General features: G+C 77.5%; 5 protein-coding genes and 1 pseudogene. All 6 read right to left on the bottom strand.

Annotation, left to right across the window (positions count from 1 at the left end; translation table 11 throughout):
- Positions 1–6,264 (bottom strand): annotated as a pseudogene (locus tag ADK60_RS47550) (type I polyketide synthase); the annotation flags it as partial.
- Positions 6,209–15,808: a type I polyketide synthase gene (locus ADK60_RS09965; protein WP_079008201.1), complete on the bottom strand. Its 9,600-nt coding sequence runs from the start codon at positions 15,806–15,808 to the stop codon at positions 6,209–6,211. The pseudogene ADK60_RS47550 and the gene ADK60_RS09965, both read right to left, overlap by 56 nt.
- A gap of 279 nt (positions 15,809–16,087) precedes the next feature.
- Positions 16,088–18,640, bottom strand: coding sequence for an ABC transporter permease (locus tag ADK60_RS09960; RefSeq protein ID WP_053644944.1), 2,553 nt, complete (start codon positions 18,638–18,640; stop codon positions 16,088–16,090).
- An 84-nt stretch (positions 18,641–18,724) separates the two neighbouring features.
- Complete coding sequence (locus tag ADK60_RS09955) at positions 18,725–19,516, bottom strand: ABC transporter ATP-binding protein (protein ID WP_053644942.1); 792 nt, start codon at positions 19,514–19,516, stop codon at positions 18,725–18,727.
- A 122-nt stretch (positions 19,517–19,638) separates the two neighbouring features.
- On the bottom strand, positions 19,639–20,880 hold the full coding sequence (locus ADK60_RS09950; RefSeq protein WP_353651735.1) for an ATP-binding protein: 1,242 nt from the start codon (positions 20,878–20,880) through the stop codon (positions 19,639–19,641).
- A 5-nt stretch (positions 20,881–20,885) separates the two neighbouring features.
- The gene (gene cseB, locus ADK60_RS09945; RefSeq protein WP_053644940.1) at positions 20,886–21,629 is read right to left on the bottom strand and encodes a two-component system response regulator CseB; all 744 of its coding nucleotides are present in this window, start codon (positions 21,627–21,629) and stop codon (positions 20,886–20,888) included.
- Between the last annotated feature and the right edge of the window lie 64 nt (positions 21,630–21,693).

The following is a 21,693-nucleotide window of genomic DNA, read 5'->3' as shown; positions in this document are numbered from 1 at the left end:
ACCCGGGCGCCCTGTTCGCGCAGCGCCTCGGGCGAACGCGCCGACACCACGAACGGCAGCAACGCACCGTCCACCGTCGGCACCACGGCCTCCACCGGCGCGGACTCCTCCACCGGCGCCTGCTCGACGATGACATGGGCGTTGGTACCGGAGACACCGAACGCGGACACCGCGGCCCGGCGCGGACGCTCCAGCGCCGGCCACTCCCGCTGCTCGGTCAGCAGCTCCACCGTGCCCGCCGACCAGTCCACGTGCGGCGAGGGCTCGTCCACGTGCAGGGTGCGGGGCAGCACGCCGTGCCGGATCGCCAGCACCGACTTGATCACACCCGCCACACCGGCGGCGGCCTGGGTGTGACCGATGTTCGACTTCACCGAACCCAGCCACAACGGCTGTTCGGGCGACCGCTGCTGTCCGTAGGTCGCGATCAGCGCCTGCGCCTCGATCGGGTCGCCGAGGGTGGTGCCGGTGCCGTGCGCCTCGACCACGTCGACCTCCTCGGGCTTCAGGCCCGCGTTGGCCAGCGCCGCCCGGATCACCCGCTGCTGCGAAGGCCCGCTGGGCGCGGTGAGACCGTTGGAGGCACCGTCCTGGTTGACCGCGCTGCCACGCAGCACCGCCAGCACCTCGTGGCCGTTGCGGCGCGCGTCGGCGCGCGTCCGAAAGACGCTCCACCAGCAGCAGGCCCACACCCTCCGCCCAGCCCGTCCCGTCGGCACCCGCCGCGAACGCCTTGCAGCGCCCGTCGGGCGACATCGCGCGCTGGCGGGAGAACTCGACGAAGGTGGTCGGGGTGGTCATCAGCAGCACACCGCCGGCGACGGCGAGGTCCGACTCGCCTGAGCGCAGCGACTGCGCGGCCAGGTGCAGCGCCACCAGCGAGGAGGAGCAGGCGGTGTCCACGGTCACCGCCGGGCCCTCGAAGCCGAAGGTGTAGGAGATCCGGCCCGAGGCGACGCTGCCCGCGTTGCCGATGCCGAGGTAGGCCTCCAGCTCCGCCGGTACCTGCTGGGCGCCGCTCGCGTAGTCGCGGCCGGAGATGCCCGCGAAGACGCCGGTCCGGCTGCCGCGCAGGGCGGTCGGGTCGAGCCCGGCCCGCTCGAAGAGCTCCCAGGTGGTCTCCAGCAGCAGCCGCTGCTGGGGGTCGATCGCGGGGGCCTCGCGCGGCGGGATGCCGAAGAACTCGGCGTCGAACTCGCCGATGCCGTCGAGGAATCCGCCGTGCCGGGAGTAGGAGGTGCCGGGCCGGTCGCGGTCGTCGGGCGAGTACAGGGCGTCGAGGTCCCAGCCGCGGTCGGCCGGGAACTCGGTGAGCGCGTCGACGCCGTCGGCCACCAGCCGCCAGAGGTCCTCCGGCGAGGCGACCCCGCCGGGGTAGCGGCAGGCCATGCCGACGATGACGATCGGATCGGTCCCGACGGCCGCGCCGGGGGCCTGGGCGGCCGTCCGGTCGCCCTGCGGGTCGGCGTCGGCCGCGCCCCACAGTTCGTCCGCCAGCCAGTCCGCGAGCGCGGCGGGCGTGGGGTGGTCGAAGACGGCGGTCGCGGGCAGTCGGCGGCCGGTGACCGCGCCGAGGCGGTTGCGGAACTCCACGGCCGTCAGCGAGTCGAAGCCCTGCTGCTGGAAGGCCCTGGCCGGGTCGACGGCGTCCGCCGAGCGGTGCCGCTGCACGGCGGCGGCCTCGGCCCGGACGACGCCGAGCAGGCTGCGGCGGCGCTCGGCGGCGGGCAGCGCGCCGAGCCGGGCGACCAGGTCGGCCTCGGCGGCCGCGCCTGCGGCGCCCTGGTGGGCCGGACCGGCCGCGCCCTCGCGGGGCAGCAGTTCGACCACCAGGCGCTGGTCCCGGCCCCGGAACAGGGCCGCCCAGTCGACGTCGGCGACGACCAGGTGGCTCTCCCCCTGGTCCAGCGCGGCGCCGAGCAGTTCGACGGCCTGCGTGGGCGGCAGCGAGGCGAGCCCGTGCCGGAGCAGCTGCCGCTCGGCGCCGTCGGCGGCGATGCCCGCGCCCGCCCAGTGGCCCCAGGCGATCGAGGTGGCCGACAGTCCGGCCGCTCGGCGCTCGGCGGCGAGGGCGTCCAAGTAGGCGTTGCCGGGTGCGTAGTTGGCCTGGCCGGGGATGCCGGCGACGCCCGCGAGCGAGGAGAACAGCACGAACGCGGTCAGCGGCAGGTCCGCGGTGAGCTCGTGCAGCAGCCGGGCGGCGCCCGCCTTGGCGCGCAGGGCGGCGGCGAGCCGGTCGGCGCCGAGGGTGGGGAGCAGGCCGTCGTGCAGGGCGGCGGCGGTGTGGACGACCGCGTTGAGCGGCAGGTCGGCGGGGATCCCGGCGAGGACGGCTGCGAGCTGCTCGCGGTCGGCGACGTCGGCCGCGGCGAAGGTCACCCGGGTGCCGAGGGCGGCGAGTTCGGCCTCCAGGACGGCGGCCCCGGGCGCCTCGGCGCCGCGCCGGCCGACCAGCAGCAGGTGCTCGGCACCGCGCGCGGCCAGCCAGCGGGCGACATGGCCGCCGAGCGCGCCGGTTCCACCGGTGATGAGGGTGGTGCCGCGCGGCTCCCAGGGCCGGTCCGCCGGGGCGGACGGCGCGGCGGGGGCCAGCCGGCGGGCGAAGGCGCCGGCCGGGCGCAGCGCGAGTTCGCTCTCCCGCTCGGGCGAGCGGTCGGTGATCAGGGCGGCGGCCTGCTGCCAGGTGCGCCGGTCGGGCTCGGCGGGCAGGTCGATCAGGCCGCCGTGGAGGGCGGGCTGCTCGGCGGCCAGGATCGCGCCGAAGCCCCAGGTCAGGGCGTGCTCGGGGGTGGTGACGGGGTCGGTCGCGGCGTCGGCGGGCCCGGTGCTGACGGCGCCCCGGGTGAGGTACCAGACGGGGGCGGGCGCGGCCGCGTCGTCCAGGGCCTGGGCCAGGGCCACCTGGGCGGCGTGCGCCCAGGGGAGTTCGGGGTGCTCGGGGTGGGCGCCGGGGCGCAGGCCGAGCAGGGAGACGACGCCGGTCAGCGGGCCGTCCTCGGTGGTCAGCCGGGCCAGTTCGGCGGCCAGAGCGGGCCGGTCGACGCCGGCGGTGAGCAGCCGCACGGTGGCACCGTGGGCGCCGAGGGCCTCGGTGAGGCCGCTCGCCCAGGGGTGGTCCTCCGCGTCGATGCCCTCGGGGAGGACGAGCAGCCAGCGGCCCTCGGCGGCGGTCGCGGTCGCCGTCGGGGTGCCGACGGGCCGCCAGACGACGCGGTGCCGCCAGCCGTCGGCGGCGGTCGCGGCGCGGCGCCGGTCCCACCAGGAGGCGAGCGCGGGCAGTACGGGGACCAGCCGGTCGCCGTCGACGCCGATCGCCTCGCCGAGGCGGCCGGCGTCCTGCTCGCCGACCAGGTCCCAGAACAGGCTGTCCCCGGCGGGCCCGCCCGGGGCGGCGGTCAGCTCCGGGGAGCGGGTGGCGTCCAGCCAGTAGCGCTGCCGCTGGAACGGGTAGCCGGGCAGCTCGGCGTGCGCGGGCCGGGCGTCGGCGAAGGCCGCCGTCCAGTCGACGGCCACGCCGCGCACGGACAGCTCGGCGACGGAGGTGAGCCAGCGCTCGCGGCCGCCCTGTCCGCGCCGCAGCGAGCCGGTGACGACGGCGGACGCGGTGGCGGCCGGGCCCACGCCGTCCAGGGTGTCCTCGATCGCGCCGGTGAGCACCGGGTGCGGGGAGACCTCGACGAACACGGTGTGCCCGGTCTCGGCGAGCCGGCGGGTGGCCTGCTCGAAGCGGACGGTGTGGCGCAGGTTCCGGTACCAGTAGCCGGCGTCCAGGGCGGCGGTGTCCTGCCACTCCCCGGTGACGGTGGACAGCAGCGGCACGGTGCCGGTGCGCGGCCGCAGGTCGGCGAGCAGACCGAGGAGTTCCTCGCGCAGCGCCTCGGTCTGCGCGGAGTGCGAGGCGTAGTCGATGTTGACCGGTCGGACGGTGACGCCCTCGGCGGTGTAGGCGGCGGTGAGTTCGGCGAGCGCGTCGAGGTCGCCGGAGACGACGGTGGCCTGCGGGCCGTTGACGACGCCGATGGAGAGCCGGCCGGGCCAGGCGGTGATCCGCCGTTCGACCTCGGCCAGCGGGCGCGGCACGGACACCATGCCGCCGCGGTGGGAGATCCGGGCGAGCAGCTTGGCCCGCAGGGCGACGATCCGGGCCGCGTCGGCGAGGTCGAGGCCGCCCGCGACGTACGCGGCGGCGACCTCGCCCTGGCTGTGGCCGACGACGGCGTCCGGGCGGACGCCGTAGGTCTGCCAGAGTTCGGCGAGCGAGACCATCACCGCCCAGAGCACCGGCTGGACGACGTCCACCCGGTCCGGGTCGGGGCCGTCGGCGGCGCCGCGGACGACGTCGAGCAGCGACCAGTCCGTGTGCGGGGCCAGGGCCTCGGCGCAGCGGGTGAGCGCGGCGGCGAAGGCGGGTTCGGTGTCGAGCAGTCCGGCGGCCATGCCGGCCCACTGGGAGCCCTGGCCGGGGAAGACGAAGACGGTACGGCCGGGGGTGCCGGCCCGGCCGCGGACGACGCCGGGGCCGTCCAGCGCCCGCAGGGCCTCGGCCGCGTCGGCGGCCGGGGCGACGACGACGGCGCGCTCGTCGAGCGCGGCCCGGCCGGTGGCCAGGGTGAACGCGGCGTCGACGGGGCGGGTGCCGGGCAGCCGGTCGGCGATCCGGGCGGCGTGGGCGGTGAGCGCCTCGGGGGTGCGGGCGGAGAGCACGTACGGGAGGACGGCGGGGGCGGGGGCGGCCTCGGGCGCGGCCTCGGCCGGCGCGGTCTCCTCCGCCGGGGCCTGCTCGACGATGACATGGGCGTTGGTGCCGGAGACACCGAACGCGGACACCGCGGCCCGGCGCGGACGCTCCAGCGCCGGCCACTCCCGCTGCTCGGTCAACAGCTCGACCGTGCCCGCCGACCAGTCCACGTGCGGCGAGGGCTCGTCCACATGCAGGGTGCGGGGCAGCACGCCGTGCCGGATCGCCAGCACGGACTTGATCACACCCGCCACACCGGCCGCCGCCTGGGTGTGACCGATGTTCGACTTCACCGAACCCAGCCACAACGGCTGTTCGGGCGACCGCTGCTGCCCGTAGGTCGCGATCAGCGCCTGCGCCTCGATCGGGTCGCCCAGCCGGGTGCCGGTGCCGTGCGCCTCGACCACGTCCACGTCGGCGGCGGTGAGCCCGGCGGAGTCGAGTGCGGCCCGGATCACCCGCTGCTGCGAGGTGCCGCTCGGGGCGGTGAGCTGGCTGGAGCGGCCGTCCTGGTTGACGGCGGAGCCGCGCAGCAGGGCGAGCACCCGGTGGCCGTTGCGGCGGGCGTCGGAGAGCCGCTCCAGGACCAGCAGGCCGGCGCCCTCGCCCCAGCCGGTGCCGTCGGCGGCGGCGGCGAAGGGCTTGCAGCGGCCGTCGGCGGCCAGCCCGCGCTGGCGGCTGAACTCGATGAACATGCCCGGCGCGGCGAGCACGGTGGCGCCGCCGGCCAGGGCGAGCGAGCTCTCGCCGGAGCGCAGCGAGCGGGCGGCGAGGTGCAGCGCGACCAGCGAGGAGGAGCAGGCCGTGTCGACGGTGACGGCGGGGCCCTCCAGGCCGAGGGTGTAGGCGATCCGGCCGGAGGCGACGGAGGTGGTGGTGCCGGTGAGGACGTAGCCGTCGGTCTGCTCGGCGGGCAGGTGGTGCATGCTCGGCCCGTACTCCTGGGCGATGACGCCCGCGAACACGCCGGTACGGGTGCCGCGCAGGGCCGCCGGGTCGATCGCGGCGTCCTCCAGGGCCTGCCAGGCGGTCTCCAGCAGCAGGCGCTGCTGGGGCTCGGCGGCGAGCGCCTCGCGGGGCGAGATGCCGAAGAAGTCGGCGTCGAACTCGCCCGCGTCGTAGAGGAATCCGCCCTCGCGGGCGTAGCTGCGGCCGGCCCGGTCGGGGTCGGGGTCGTAGAGGTGGTCGAGGTCCCAGCCCCGGTCGGTGGGGAAGGGGCCGACGACGTCGCGCTCCTCGGTGACCAGCCGCCACAGCTCGTCGGGGGTGTCGGCGCCGCCGGGGAAGCGGCAGGCCATGCCGACGATGGCGATCGGCTCCTCCGCCCCGCCGTCGGCGGCGGGGTCGGTGACGACGGCGCGGGCCTCCGCGTCGCGCAGGCGGCGGCGGGTCTGGTGCAGCTCGGCGGCAACCTTGTTGAGGTAGTCGCGCAGCTTCTGCTCGTTGGTGCTCATATCTGCGGTGCCTCTCTCAGGAAATGCCGAGCTCGTTGTCGATGAAGTCGAAGATGTCGTCGTCGCTGACATCGGTGATGCGGGTGGCGAGGTCGCCGTCCCCTCCGTCGCCCTCGGCGGCGGTCAGGCCGGCGAGCAGGGCGGTGAGCCGGTCGACGGCCTCGGCCCGGGCGGCCGGGTCGGCGGCGAGGGCGGTCAGGGTGCGCTCCAGCCGGTCGAACTCGGCTGCCGCGTCGGCGGGTTCGGATCCCGAGGCGGCTTCCGGCGCTCCGGCCGGGACAGCCGGGGCGGCCGGTGGCGGGGCGAGCCGCTCGCGCAGATGGGCGGCGAGGGCGGCCGGGGTGGGGTGGTCGAAGAGGGCGGTGGTGGGCAGCCGCAGACCGGTCGCGGTGTTCACCCGGTTCCGCAGCTCGATCACCCCGAGGGAGTCGAACTCGCTGTCCATGAAGCCGAGTTCCGGCCGGATCGCGGTCGCGTCCGGGTGACCGAGGACGGCCGCGGCGGTGGCCAGGACCAGCGCCAGCAGCTGCCGCTCCTGCTCGGCGGGCGGCTGCCCGGCCAGTCGGGCCAGCAGCGCGGTCGGGCCGTCGGCGCCGCCCCGGGCGGCCGGACGGGACCGGTGCCGGGCGAGTCCGCGCAGCACCGGCGCCAGCCGGTCGGCGGGAACGGCGGCCGGGTCGAGCCGGGCGGCCACCAGGGCGGCGTCCGGGACACCGGCGGTGCCGGGGGCTCCGCCAGGGGTGCCGAGCGCGGCGTCGAACAGCGCGAGCGCCTGCTCGTCGGTCATCGGCGCCAGGCCGGTGGCGCCGAGGCGCTCCCGCTCGGCGGCGCTGAGCCCCGCCGCCATGCCGCCCTCGGCCTGCGCCCAGTGGCCCCAGGCGAGCGAGACGGCGGGCAGCCCCCGCACCGTCCGGTGCTGTGCCAGCGCGTCCAACTCGGCGTTGGCGGCGCCGTAGTTGGCCTGGCCGGGATTGCCCAGCAGGCCGACGGCGGAGGAGAACAGGACGAACGCGGCCAGGTCGTGGGAGCGGGTCAGCTCGTGCAGGTGCCGGGCACCGTCGGCCTTGGGCCGGCGGACGGTGCGCAGCCGCTCGGCGGTGAGCGAGCCGAGCACGGCGTCGTCCAGGACTCCGGCGGCGTGCACCACGGCGGTCAGCGGCCGCTCGGCGGGGACGGCCGCGAGCAGCGCCGCGACGGCGTCCCGGTCGCCGAGGTCGGCGGCCCGCACGGTCACCTCGGCGCCCGACTCCGCCAGTTCGGTGACGAGTTCGGCGACGCCCGGGGCCTGCGGTCCCTGGCGGCCGGCGAGCAGCAGGTGCCGCACGCCGTGCCGGTCGACCAGGCGGCGGGCGACGAGCCGGCCGAGGGCGCCGGTGCCGCCGGTGACCAGGACGGTGCCCTCGGGGTCGAGCGGGGCGGGCAGGGTCAGCGCGAGCTTGCCGGTGTGCCGGGCCTGGCTCAGCCGGCGCACCGCCTGCGGGGCCTGCCGGACGTCCTGGGCGTGGACCGGCAGCGGGCGCAGCGCGCCCTCGGCGAAGAGCCCGGCGAGTTCGGCGAGGATCTCGGCGATCCGGTCGGGGTCGACGTCGAACAGGTCGAAGGCCAGGTAGGCGGCGCCGTTGTGGTCGGCGGCGACGGTGGCCGGGTCGCGGGGGTCGGTCTTGCCCATCTCGACGAACCGGCCGCCGGGGGCGAGCAGGCGCAGCGAGGCGTCGGTGAACTCGTGGGCCAGCGCGTTGAGGACGACGTCGACGCCCCGGCCGCCGGTGGCCGCGCGGAAGGCCGGCTCGAAGTCGAGGGTGCGGCTGGAGGCGACCCGGTCGCCGACCAGGCCGAGCCCGCGCAGCACGCCCCACTTGCCGGGGCCGGCCGTGGCGAGCACCACCGAGCCGCCGTGCTGGGCGAGTTGGACGGCCGCCTGGCCGACACCGCCGGTCGCGGCATGGATCAGGACGGACTCGCCGGACCGCAGCCCGGCGAGGTCGTAGAGGCCGTGGTAGGCGGTCAGGAAGGCGACCGGGGCGGTGGCGGCCTCGGCCCAGCTCCAGCCGTCGGGGACGGGGAGGAGCAGCCGGTGGTCGGTGACGGCGATCGGGCCGAGGGTGCCCTGCACCAGGCCCATCACCCGGTCGCCGGGCCGCAGTCCGGTGACGCCGGGGCCGGTCTCCAGGACGGTGCCCGCGCCTTCGGCGCCGATCCGGGCGCCGCCGGGGTAGAGGCCGAGGGTGATCAGCACGTCCCGGAAGTTGAGGCCGGCGGCGCGCAGGGCGATCCGGACCTCCCCGGCGGCCAGCGGCCGGCGGGCCTCGGGGGCGGGCAGCAGGGCGAGCGAGTCCAGGCTGCCGGGGGTGGCGGTGTCGAGCCGCCAGGTGTCGACGGCCCCGGGGTCGAGCCGGTCGCCCGGGCGGGAGCGGGCGAGCCTGGGGACGAGGACCTCGCCCGCCCGCACGGCCAGTTGGGGCTCGCCGTCGGCGTCGGTGCGCTGTGCGGCGGCGAGGGCCTCGCCGAGGGCGGCGCGGCTCGCGGGCGCGGTGTCGGTGTCCAGGAGGACGAAGCGGTCTGGGTGTTCGGCCTGGGCGGTGCGGACCAGGCCCCAGACCGCGCCGGCCGCCGGTTCGGGGACGTCCTCGCCGGGGTGGGTGGCGACGGCGTGCTCGGTGAGCAGCGCGAGGGTGCCGGTCTGCGCGGCGTCCAGCCAGCCGTGCAGCAGGGCGAGCGCCTGTTCGGCGGTGCGGACGGGGGCCAGCACGCTCTGCCCGGGGGCGGCCTCGGCGAGGGAGGCGAGTACAGGTCGCTCGTCCACCGGCTCGGCGGCTCCGGCCGGGTCGGCCAGCAGCGCCCAGTCGACGGGCGGCGCGTCGGCGGCGGTGAGCGGGCGCCAGTCCAGCCGGTACAGCGAGTCCGGGCCGGCGGCGGCCGGGGCGCGCAGGGTCAGCGCGCCGACGGTGGCGACCGGCAGCCCGGCCGGGTCGGTCAGCTCCAGGGCGACGGTGTCCGGCCCGGCCGAGGTGATCCGGGCCCGCAGGGCGCCGGTCCCGGTGCCGGTGCGGTGCACGGTGACGTCCCGCCAGGAGAACGGCAGCACCGTCCGGTCGGCGTCCAGGACGACGGCGTGCAGCACGGCGTCCAGCAGGGCCGGGTGGAGGGCGTAGGACTCGGCCTCGGCGGACGGGAGCACCGGCGGCGCGGTGACCTCGGCGTAGCGCTGCTCGCCGTGGACGGCGGCCGCGGTGAGGCCCCGGAAGGCGGGGCCGTAGTGGTAGCCCCGCTCGGCGAGGCGCTCGTAGGCGTCGGCGAGGTCGAGCGGCACGGCGGCCAGCGGCGCGACCACGACGGCGGGCTCTGCGGGCTCCGCCGGGGCGAGGGCGACGGCCCCGGTGGCGTGGGTGGTCCAGTCGGAGTCCCCGCCGTCCCCGGTCTCCGGCTGGGAACGGATCCGCAGCGGTCGGCGCCCCTCCTCGTCGGCGGAGCCCAGCAGCACCTGGATCCGCACCCCGGCCCTGGCGGCTGCCGGCAGGGCCAGCGGCGCGGCCAGGTCCAGCGTCTCCACCCGGGCGGCACCGGCCCGCAGCGCGGCCTGCACGGCCAGCTCCAGGAAGGCGGTGCCCGGCAGCAGGACGGTTCCGGCGACGGTGTGGTCGGCCAGCCACGGGTGGGTCCGCAGGGAGAGCCGGCCGGTGAACAACCATCCCTCGCTGTCGGGGAGTTCGGTGACCCCGGCGAGCAGCGGGTGGCCGGTCGGGGCGAGGCCGCCGGGGGCGTCGGCGGTGTGCGCGGCCGGCGTGTCCAGCCAGTGCCGGCGGCGTTCGAAGGGGTAGGTGGGCAGCTCGGGGCGGTCGGTCCCGGGGGCGGCCGGCAGGGCGGTGGCCCAGTCGACCGGCACCCCGTGGACGTGCAGCCGGGCCAGCGCCTCGGTGGCGGTCGCCCGCTCCGGCCGGTCGGCGCGCAGCAGCGAGGCGAACGCCCGTGCGGGCGGGGCGGGGAGGGCCGCGTCGGCGTCGGGGTGGGCCGCGTCGGCCTCGGCGAGCGCCTCCTCGGTGAGGGCGGTCAGCACGGGGCCGGGGCCGAGTTCCAGGTAGGCGGTGGTGCCGAGGCGGTCCAGGGTGCGCACGCCGTCGTGGAAGCGGACCGCCTCCCGGATGTGCCGCACCCAGTACCCGGGGTCGGTCAGCTCCCCGGCCCGGGCGAGGCCGCCGTGCAGGTTGGAGACCACGGGGGTGTGCGGCTCCCGGTAGTCGAGCCGCTCCGCGACCGCCCGGAACTCGTCCAGCACCGCGTCCATGTGCGGCGAGTGGAACGCCCGGCCGACCGTCAGCAGCTTGACCCGCCGTCCGCGCGCCCGCCAGTCCTCGGCCAGCCGGCGGACCTCGGCCTCGTCGCCGGAAAGCACCACGGAGGACGGGCCGTTGACGGCGGCGATCGCCACCAGGTCGGTGAGCGCGGCCAGTTCGGGCGCCACCTCGGCCTCGGTGGCCCCGATCGCGGCCATCGCGCCGTTCGCCGGCAGCGCCTCCATCAGCCGGCCGCGCGCGGCGACCAGCGCCACCGCGTCGGGCAGGGTGAGCACACCGGCCAGGTGCGCGGCACTCAACTCGCCGATGGAGTGGCCGATCAGCCGCTCCGGGCGCAGGCCGTACGCCTCGACCGCGAGCCGGTGCAGGGCGACGTGCAGGGTGAAGAGGGCGGGCTGGGTGTAGGCGGTGGTGTCCAGCAGGGCGGCCGGCGCGGTGCCGGGCTCGGCGAACAGCACCTCGGTCAGCGGGGTGGCCAGGTGCGGGGCGAACAGCTCCGCGATCTCGTCCACCGCGGCCCGGAACACCGGTTCCCCGGCGTACAGTTCGCGGCCTGCGCCGGGCCGCTGGCTGCCCTGGCCGGAGTAGAGGAAGGCCGGACCGGACGGGCGGGCGGCCTCGGCCCGGAGCAGGCCGGGCGCGTCCTCGGCGCCCTCGGCGAGCGCCCGCAGGGCCTCGGCGCGGGCCTCGGCCCCGCCGCCCAGGACGGCGGCCCGGTGCGCGAAGTGGGTGCGGCCGGTGGCCAGGGTCCGCGCGAGGCCGGGGGCGTCGGGCGCGACCGCGTCCAGCAGCCGGGCGGCCTGGGCCCGCAGGGCGGCGGGCGTCCGGGCCGACAGCAGCAGCGGGGCTTCCGCCGGGGCCGCGGGCTCCTCGGGAGCGGCGGGCTCCGCCGGGTCCGTGAGCTCCTCGGAAAGCTCGGGTTCCTCCGGTGCGGCCTCCAGGATCAGGTGCGCATTGGTGCCACTGATCCCGAACGAGGACACCGCCGCCCGGCGCGGCCGGCCCGTGGCGGGCCAGGCGCGCGTGCCGTCGAGCAGCTCCACGCTGCCCGCCGACCAGTCGACGTGCGGCGAGGGCGCGTCCAGGTGCAGCGTGCCCGGCAGTTCGCCGTGCCGCAGCGCCTGCACCAGCTTGATCACCCCGGTGACCCCGGCCGCGGCCTGGGTGTGCCCGAGATTGGACTTCGACGAGCCCAGCAGGACCGGCGGTTCGCCCGGGCCCCGCTGCCCGTAGGTGGCGAGCAGCGCGCGGGCCTCGATCGGGTCGCCGAGCGCGGTGCCGGTGCCGTGCGCCTCCACCGCGTCCACCTCGGCGGGGGTGAGCCCGGCCGCGTCGAGCGCCTGGCGGATCACCCGCTCCTGGGCCGGGCCGTTGGGGGCGGTCAGCCCGTTGGAGGCGCCGTCCTGGTTGACGGCGCTGCCCCGCACCAGTGCCAGCACCCGGTGCCCGTTGCGGCGGGCCGCGGAGAGCCGCTCCAGCAGCACCAGCCCGACACCCTCGGCCCAGGCGGTCCCGTCGGCGGCGGCCGCGAAGGGCTTGCAGCGGCCGTCCGGCGCCAGGCCGCGCTGGCGGCTGAACTCGGTGAACATGCCGGGCGAGGACATCACCGTGGCACCGCCCGCGAGGGCGAGGTCGCACTCCCCCGCCCGCAGCGCCTGCGCGGCCAGGTGGATCGCGACCAGCGAGGAGGAGCAGGCGGTGTCGATGGTGATCGCCGGCCCCTCCAGCCCGAGCGCGTACGCGAGCCGGCCGGAGGCGACGGAGGTCAGGGTCCCGGTAAGGGCGTGCCCCTCGTACCCGGCGGGCGTCTCGTGCAGGCGCGGCCCGTAGTCCTGCGGCATGACGCCGACGAACACGCCGGTGCGGGTGCCGCGCAGCGCGGCCGGGACGATGCCGGCCCGCTCGGTCAGCTCCCAGGCGGACTCCAGCAGCAGCCGCTGCTGGGGGTCGGTCGCGGCGGCCTCGCGCGGCGGCAGGCCGAAGAAGGCGCCGTCGAACTCGTCGGCGTCGTAGAGGAATCCGCCCTGGCGGGTGTAGGAGGTGCCGGGGCGCTCGCCGTCCGGGTCGAACAGGGCGTCGAGGTCCCAGCCCCGGTTCTCCGGGAACGGGCCGATGGCGTCCCGGCCGTCGCGCAGCAGCTCCCACAGCTGCTCGGGGGTGTCGGCACCGCCCGGCCAGCGGCCACTGAGGGCGACCACGGCGATCGGGTCGTCGTCCTCCCGCGAAGCAGCGGTTCCACGAGCGGCACCGGCTGCAACTCCGGCTGCGGCACCGGCTGCGGCACCGGCGGCGTCCGGCCGCTCGGCGAGGAAGGCCGCGACGGCGCGCGGCGTCGGCCGGTCGTACACCAGGCTGGTCGGCAGGGCGCGGCCGACGGAACCCGCGAGGCGGTCGCGGAACTCGACCGAGGCGACGGAGTCGAAGCCGAGGTCCTTGAAGGTCCGGTCCGGGTCCACGGCCTCCGCCCCGCCGGACTCGCCGAGCACGATCGCCGCGCCCGCGCGGACGGCGGCCAGGGCGGCCGCCTCGTCCAGGGCGGGAGCCTCCGGGACGTCCGCCGGGAGGACCGGGACGTCCGGCGTCTCCTCGACCGCCGGGCGGCCCGACCCGGTCGCCACCGCGACCGGCCCGCCGTCCGGCAGCCAGAGCCGGCGGCGCTGGAACGCGTACGTCGGCAGACCGGTGAGCCGCTGCCCCGGCCCGGACCAGGAGCGCCAGTCGACCGCGTCGCCGCGCACGAACAACTCGGCGACGGCGCCGCCGAACTGGTCGAGGCCGCCGTGGTCGCGCCGCAGCGTGCCGGTGACCGCCGCCGCGCCGTCCGTCAACTCGCCGAGGCCGAGGGTGAGTACGGGGTGCGGGCTGCTCTCGACGAAGGCCCGGTGGCCGTCGGCCAGGGCGGCCCGCACGGCCCGGTCCAGCCGGACGGTGCCGCGCAGATTGCGGAACCAGTACCCGCCGTCCAGCCCGGCGGTGTCGAGGCGGCCGCCGGTGAGCGTGGAGTAGAAGGCGACGGTGCCGGTGCGCGGGCGGATCCCGGCCAGCAGCTCGGCCAGGGACTCGCGCAGCGGCTCCATCTGGGCGGAGTGCGAGGCGTAGTCGACGGGGACGAGCTTGGCCCGCACGCCCTCCGAGCGGTACCGCTCGACCAGTGCCTCGACGGCCTCCCGCTCGCCCGAAACCACGGTGGAGGTGGGGCCGTTGACGGCGGCGACGCCGAGCAGGGCCGGGTCCGGCAGGGCGGCGATCGCGGCCTCGACCTCGGCGACGGGCAGCGGGACGGCGGCCATCCCGCCCCGGCCGGTCAGACCGAGCCCGGCGATCGCCTGCGACCGCAGGGCGACCACGGCGGCCGCGTCCTCCAGCGAGAGCGCACCGGCCACATGGGCGGCGGCGATCTCGCCCTGGGAGTGGCCGATCACGGCATCGGGCCGCACGCCCGCCGCCTCCCAGAGCGCGGCCAGGGACACCATGACGGCGAACAGGGCGGGCTGGACGACGTCGACCCGGTCCAGGCCGGGCGCTCCCTCCCGGCCGCGCAGCACCGCGTCCAGCGACCAGTCCACATGCGGGGCGAGAGCCTTCTCGGCCTCCTCGATCTTCGCCGCGAACACCGGTGCGGTGTCCAGCAGTTCACGCGCCATGGCGTCCCACTGGGCACCCTGGCCGGGGAAGACCAGCACGGTGCCGCCCGACTGCGGCAGCGGTGACGGCGGCACCGCCCGGCCCTGCACCAGCCCCGGCAGCTGGCCGCCCCCGGCGAGGGCCTCCAGACCGGCGAGCAGCTCGGACCGGTCGGTGCCGGTGACGGCGGCCCGGTACTCGAAGGCGGTCCTGGTGGTGGCCAGCGCCCGCCCGAGCTCCGCCGGCGCCAGCTCCTGCCGCTGCGCTGCGAACTCCCGTAGCTGGGCGGCCTGTTCGCGCAGTCCGGCCGGGGTCCGCGCGGACAGCGGCCACAGCGCCGGCCACGGCGCGGGCTCCGTCTCCCCGGCCTCGTCCTCGTCCTCGGCGATCACGGTCGGGGCCGTCTCCGGGGCGTCGGCGACCAGGACATGGGCGTTGGTGCCGCCCACGCCGAAGGAGCTGACCCCGGCGATCAGTCGGCCGTCCGGGTCCGGCCACGGACCGGACCCGGTGCGGACGGCCAGGCCGAGCCGGTCGAAGGCGATGTCCGGGTTCGGGGTACGGAAGTTGAGGCTGGCGGGCAGCCGGCGGTGGCGCACCGCCAGGACCGTCTTCAGCAGACCGACCAGGCCCGCCGCGCCCTCCAGATGGCCCACATTGGTCTTCGCGGAGCCGACCAGCAGCGGCCGGTCCGCCGGACGTCCCGCGCCCAGGGCGGCACCGAGGCCGGCGGCCTCGACCGGGTCGCCGACCCGGGTGCCGGTCCCGTGCAGTTCGACGTACTGCACCAGGCCGGGAGCGACGTCCGCACGCCGGGCGGCGGCGCGGATCACGGCGGCCTGGGCGTCGGCGCTCGGCACGGTGAGCCCGTCCGTCCCGCCGTCGCTGTTGACCGCGCTGCCGAGCAGGACGGCGTGCACGGGGTCGCCGTCGGCGACGGCGCGGGCGAGCGGCTTCAGCACCAGCAGCACCGCGCCCTCGCCGCGCGCGTAGCCGTCGGCCCCGGCGTCGAAGGTGGCGCAGCGGCCCTCGGGCGACAGGGCGCCGAACCGCTCGACGGTGAGGGTGGACTCGGGGGCGAGGTTGAGGTTGACCCCGGCGACCAGGGCGACGTCCGACTCCCCGGTGCGCAGGCTCTCCAGCGCGAGGTGGACGGCGACCAGCGAGGAGGACTGCGCGGAGTCGACGGTGAGGCTGGGGCCGCGCAGGTCGAGGGCGTGCGAGACGCGGTTGGCGATCAGGCCCCGGTTGACGCCGGTGAGGCTGTGCCGGGTGATCGCGTCGGCCCCGGCGGTGAGGGTGCTCCAGTCACCGGCGATGGCGCCGACGAAGACGCCGGCACGCCGGCCGGCCAGGGCGGCGGGGAGGATGCCGGCGTCCTCCAGGGCCTCCCAGGCGAGTTCGAGGACGAGCCGCTGCTGCGGGTCGGCGGCGGCGGCCTCCCCGGCCGCGAGGCCGAAGAACTCGGCGTCGAAGCGGTCGACCTGGTCGAGCCAGCCGGCGGCCAGCCGCGGCCGCGCCGCGTCGGCGAACCGGCCCGGCGGGACGGTGCCGACGCTGCTGGTGCCGCTGTCGAGCAGCCGCCAGAACGCCTCGGGGTCCGCCGCGCCGGGCAGGCGGCAGGCGGCGCCGACGACGGCCACCGCCTCCGGCGGGCCGGACTGCGGTGCGGACGGGTCGAGGGGTTCCAGGGGCGCCATGGTCGTTCCACTCCTGAGGGCCGGCGGCTGGGGTGACGGACCTCAGCGTTCCGTGGCACCCCGCCCACCGGCCCCCTAGCCAACCCCTGTCGAACCCCTATGGCACCCCCGACCAGCCCGGGAATCGCCCCCGACCGGCTCGGGAGGGCCGTCGGCTCCCCACTCGCCGACGGCCCGTCACCACCGGCCGACGGTCCGTCACCACAGCTCCCGGTCCGCCGTCACCGCCGACGGTCCGCCATCCCCGCCGCCAGCCGTTCCCCGTCGACCGGCTGCCCGTCACGCCCCGGCGACGGCCTCCAGCGGCCCCAGGGCGGCGGCCCGGCGGGCCGGGAGCGCGGCGGCGGCGGCGCCGATCAGCGGCGGCAGAACGCAGACGAGCAGCAGCGTCGGCCAGGGCAGCACCAGCCGGTACTGCGGGACCGCCCCGCCCGCCAGCGCGCCGACCGCCCAGGCGCAGAACAGCCCGCCCGCCAGCCCGAGCAGGGTGCCGAGGGCGGCGACGGTCACCGCCTCCAGCCGGACCATCCGCCGGACGGCGGCGCGGTCCATGCCGACGGCGCGCAGCAGGCCGATCTCCCGGGTGCGTTCGGTGACCGACATCGCCAGGGTGTTGACGATCCCGAGCGCGGCGATCACCGCGCCGAGCGCGAGCAGCCCGTACATCAGGGTGAGCAGGGCGCTCGTCACTCCCCCGGCCTCGCGCACCAGGTCGTCCCGGCTCTGCACCTTGAGCAGCGGGTTGTCGCCGACGGCGGTGCGCAGCTGCCGCGCGGTGGTGCCGTCGGCGCGGACCAGGATCCGCTGGACGGTGCCGGGCCGGAAGCTGTCCCGCTGGACCTCCTCGCGGGTGGCGAGCGCGTCCCGGGCGGTGGGGTTGTCCTGGTAGACGCCGACCACGGTCGAGGTGGCGGGCTCGCGGTCGCGGCCGAAGGAGGTGGTGACCCGGTCGCCGGTGCCGATCCCGTTCTCCTCGGCGGTGCTGCGGGAGACGGCGATCCGGCCGGGGCCGAGGTCCCGGAGCGAGCCGCTGACGAAGTCCAGCGTGACGACCTGCCCGACGGTCGCCGGGTCGACGCCGGTGACCTCCCGGACCGAGCCGCCGAGGAACAGGGTGGAGTCGGCGACGGCGACGGCCGTCCGCACGCCGGGGGTGGCGCCGACCCGCCGCACCGCGGCCTGGTCGATACCGGTCGTGGTGCTGCCGGTGCCGATGACGTAGTCGGCGCCGAGTCCGGCCGCGGCCTGCCGGTCCAGGGCCCGCCCGGTGGAGTGGCCGACGGTGGCGAGCCCGCTGACCAGCGCGGTGCTGACGAGCAGGGTGGCGGCGGTGGCCGCGGTGCGGCGCGGGTCGCGCAGCGCGTTCTGCCGGGCCAGCAGCCCGGTGACGCCGAGGCGGCGGGTGAGCAGCCCGCCGAGCCGGACGGCCGGGACGGCGAGGACGGGCGACAGCACGACCAGACCGGCCAGGAGGGCGCCGCAGGCGAGCAGCGCGCGCTCCAGGTTGGCCTCGGAGGCGTCGTGCGCCCGGCCGGCGAGGGCGACCAGCAGGCCGGCGCCGAGCAGCGTCAGGCCCGCGCCGAGGACGGGGCGCAGCCGCGAGCGGGGGGCCGGGCGTTCCACCGAGCGGAGCGCCTCGACGGGGGCGATCCGGGCGGCCCGGCGGGACGGCAGCCAGGCGGCGAGGACGGTGACGCCGACGCCGACGAACAGCGCCGCCGCGACGGGCCGGGGGCCGATCACCAGCGGGCCGTCGGGCAGTCGGTCGCCGTCGGTGCCCAGCAGCCCGGGCAGCAGTGCGGCGATCCCGAGGCCGAGGGCGAATCCGGCGGCGGAGGCGGCGAGTCCGACCAGCACGGCTTCGGCGAGCAGGGAGCGCACCACCTGGCGGCGGGTGGCGCCGACCGCCCGCAGCAGGGCGATCCCCCGGGTGCGGCGGGTGACCAGCATGGTGAAGGTGTTGACGACCAGGAAGGAGCCGATGAACAGCGAGACCCCGGCCAGCACCAGCGGCAGCTTCTGGTAGCCGCGGGTCAGGGTGCCGACGTAGCGGGCCTGCTGCTCGGCCAGGGCCCGGCCGGTGGTCGCCTCGGCCCGTCCGGCGGGGAGCCGCTCGGTGACCCGCCGCGCCAGTTCGTACTGGTCGGTGCCGGGGGCGGCGGTGAGGTCGAGGGCGGTCCAGTAGCCGGGGGTGGCGAACAGGCCCTGGGCGGTGGCCCGGTCGAACAGGACGAGGGTGCCGCGGGCGGTGACCCGGGTGTCGGTGGTGCCGACGATGCCGACCAGCCGGGCGGTGCGGGCCGGACCGTCGGTGGCGAGGGTGACGGTGTCGCCGAGGTTCAGCCGACCGGCGGCGGCGGTGTCCGGGTCGACGGCGATCTCCTCGGCACCGGCGGGCGCACGGCCCCGGAGCAGGGGGTGGCGGGGGTCCGTGCCGTCGGGGCCGGGGGTGTACGCGGCGGCGAGGTTGGCGCCCGGGTGGACCCGCAGCGGGGTGCCGTCGGCGGCGTTCAGGACGGCGGTGCCGTCGGCCTCGGGCCGGACGGCGGCCACGCCGGGGACCCGGGCCAGGGTCCCGGCCAGTGCGTCGTCCAGGACGCCGCCGCCCGCTCCGTCCAAGGCGTCCCGGGCGCCCGGCGGGAGTTCGGCGGCGGTGACGGTGACGTCGATGCCGGCGAAGTCCTGCGACGCGGCGGCGCGGTGGGCGGCGGCGGTGGAGTCGGCGAAGACGAGGGTGCCGGAGACGAAGGCGACGCCGAGGCAGACCGCGAGGACGGTCATGAGCAGGCGGGCCTTGTCCGCGAGGACGTTGCGCAGGGCTGTTCGCAGCATGGGGGCTCTCGGTGGGTGACAGGCGGGTGGCAGGCGAGTGGCAGGCGGGTGGAAGGGCGGGGCGGTGGCGGTGGCGGTGGCGGGTCAGCCGGTGCGCACGCGGGTGTCGACGGTCTTCATCACGTCGAGGACGCGGCCGGGTGTCGGGTGGGCCAGCTCGTCCACCGGGCGGCCGTCGGCGAGGAACAGCACCCGGTCCGCGTAGCCGGCGGCCACCGGGTCGTGGGTGACCATGACGACCGTCCGCCCCAGCTCGTGGACGGACTCGCGCAGGAAGCCGAGGACCTCGGCCCCGGCCCGCGAGTCGAGGTTGCCGGTGGGCTCGTCGGCGAAGACGACGGCGGGCTTCGAGGCCAGGGCGCGGGCGACCGCGACGCGCTGCTGCTGGCCGCCCGACAGCTCGGCGGGCCGGTGGCCGAGCCGCTCGCCGAGGCCGACCATGGCGACCACCCGGTCCAGCCACTCCGGGTCGGGCCTGCGGCCGGCCAGCGCGAGCGGGAGCGTGATGTTCTCCTGCGCGGTGAGGGTGGGCAGCAGGTTGAAGGCCTGGAACACGAAGCCGATCCGGTCCCGGCGCAGCCGGGTGAGCTGCCGGTCGCTCAGTCCGCCGAGCTCGGTGGTGCCGATCCGGACCGAGCCCGCGGTGGGGGTGTCCAGACCGGCCGCGCAGTGCAGCAGGGTGGACTTGCCGCAGCCGGACGGGCCCATGATCGCGGTGAACTCGGCCTCCCGGAAGGCGACCGTGACCGCGTCCAGCGCGGTGACCCGGGTGTCGCCGCTGCCGTGGACCTTGGTCAGTCCGGTGGTGGCGACGGCGGTCCCGGGCGCCGGGTACGGGGCGTGGGTGGCGAACGGGTGGAACGGGTCGGTGGTCACGGCTGGGACTCCTCCTCGAAGCGTCGGTGCACTTCGAAGGGTGTCCGGGGGACGTATCGATCCCTCATGAACCGGGTATCGGTCCCGGCTCCACTACGCGGCAGTCCCGCGTCAGACAGCCCCTAGGGCGCGAGGTGGAGGGTGGCGAGGGCGCCGCCGTCCGGGGCGTTGCCGAGGCGCAGGTCGGCGTCGAGCAGGCGGGCCTGGCCGAGGGCGATGGTCAGGCCGAGGCCGTGGCCCGCGCCGCGTTCGGCGGCGCCGGTGTGGAAGCGGCGCGGGCCGTGCCGGAGCAGGTCCTCGGGGAAGCCGGGCCCGTGGTCGCGGACCCGCACGGTGGAGCCCTCGACGGTGACGAGCACCGGGGCGCCGCCGTGCCGGTGGGCGTTGACGACGAGGTTGCCGACGATCCGTTCCAGTCGGCGCGGGTCGGTCTCGACGGTCTCCGCCGCGCCCGTGTCCAGCTCGGTGTCCAGCCCGGTCCGCTGGACGGCCTCGCGGACGACCTCGCCGAGCGGGACCCGGGCCCGCACCGGCTGCTCGGCCCCGGCGTCCAGCCGCGAGATCTCCAGCAGGTCCTCGACGAGCGCCCGCAGGTCCCGCACCCGGGCCCGGAGCAGGTCCTCCGTCGGGCCAGCCGGGAGCAGGTCGGCGGCGGCCAGCAGGCCGCCGACGGGGGTGCGCAGCTCGTGCGCCACGTCGGCGGTGAACTGCCGCTCGACCCGCAGCCGGCGGGCCAGGCTGTCGGCCATCAGGTCGACGGTGGCGGCGATGTCGGCCACCTCGTCGCGGCCCTCGGTGGGCCCGGTGCGGGCGTCGAGGTCCCCGGCGGCGATCCGGTCGGCGGTCTCGGCGACCCGGCGCAGCCGGCGGGCGAGCAGCCCCGCCCCGTACGCGGCGAGCGGGGTGGCGGCTGCGAGCGCGATCAGCGAGGCCACGGCCATCGCCGCGTCGAGCCGGGGCAGGTCGGAGAGCTCCGGACCCATGTTGACCTGGACGGCGAGCACCGGGCTGCCGGGGCCGCCGGTGCGCTGGGCCGCCCAGACGCTCGGGCCGACGTTCCCCTCGACCCGGTCGACGACCAGGGTGTGCCGCTCGCCGTCGGCCGGGTCGCGCAGCGCGGCGGGCAGCTTCGCCGGGTCGAGGGCCGCGCCGTCGGAGAGGGCGCCGGTGCGCCGGTAGACGTCCATGGCCGCGTAGACGGAGTTGAACGCCCGGGCCTCGGCGCGGGAGCGGATGTCGTGCGCGGTCCACAGGTGGACCAGCACGCCGACCGCCGCGACCACCAGGCAGGCGGTCGCGGCGGCCAGCGCGGCGATCTTCCGGCGCAGCGAGGTGCGGCGGTCCCGGCGGTGTCGCAGGCGCACCGGGCTCAGCGCCTGAACTTGTAGCCGAAGCCGCGGACCGTCTCGATCCGCTCCCGGCCCAGCTTCCGGCGCAGCCGCTGCACGCAGAGGTCGACCACCCGGCTGTCGCCGTCCCAGCCGTAGTCCCAGACGTTGCGCAGCAGGGTGTGGCGCTCCAGGACGACGCCCGGGTGGGCGGCGAACTCCAGCAGCAGCTTGAGCTCGGTCGGGGTGAGCGCCACCGGGCGCCCGCCGAGTGAGACCTCCAGCCCGGCGGTGTCGACGGTGAGGTCCCCGAAGTCGAGCACCGTCCGGTCGGGCACCCGGTCCCCGTCGGGGCCGCCGCCGGGCGCGGCCGCGGGGGCGGGGGCGTAGGTGGCCCGGCGCAGCAGGGAGCGGATCCGGGCCACCAGGACGTAGGTGTCGACGGGCTTGACGACGTAGTCGTCGGCGCCGGCCTCCAGACCGGCGACCACGTCCAGGCCGTCGCCGCGCGCTGACATCATCAGCACCGGCACCAGGCTGGTCTCGCGGACCCGGCGGCACAGGCCGATGCCGTCCAGGCCGGGCAGCATGACGTCGAGGATCAGCAGGTCGAACGCTCCGTCGCGGAAGAGTTCGAGGCCGGTGAGGCCGTCGGCGGCGGCCGTCATCCGGTAGCCGTAGCGCTCCAGCGCGGTGGTGAAGGCGCCGCGCATCAGGTCGTCGTCCTCGACCAGCAGCACGCGGACGGGGCGCGGGGGTTCCTGGGCCGGGGCGGGCGAGGACACGGCGGACGGCTCCTGTGGGACGGGGCGGCGCGGGGGGAGGCGGGCCGCGCACGGGGACGGGCCG

It is taken from the genome of Streptomyces sp. XY431, from assembly GCF_001279805.1.
Lineage (GTDB): Bacteria > Actinomycetota > Actinomycetes > Streptomycetales > Streptomycetaceae > Kitasatospora > Kitasatospora purpeofusca.
This window is presented reverse-complemented; position numbering and strand designations above follow the sequence as displayed.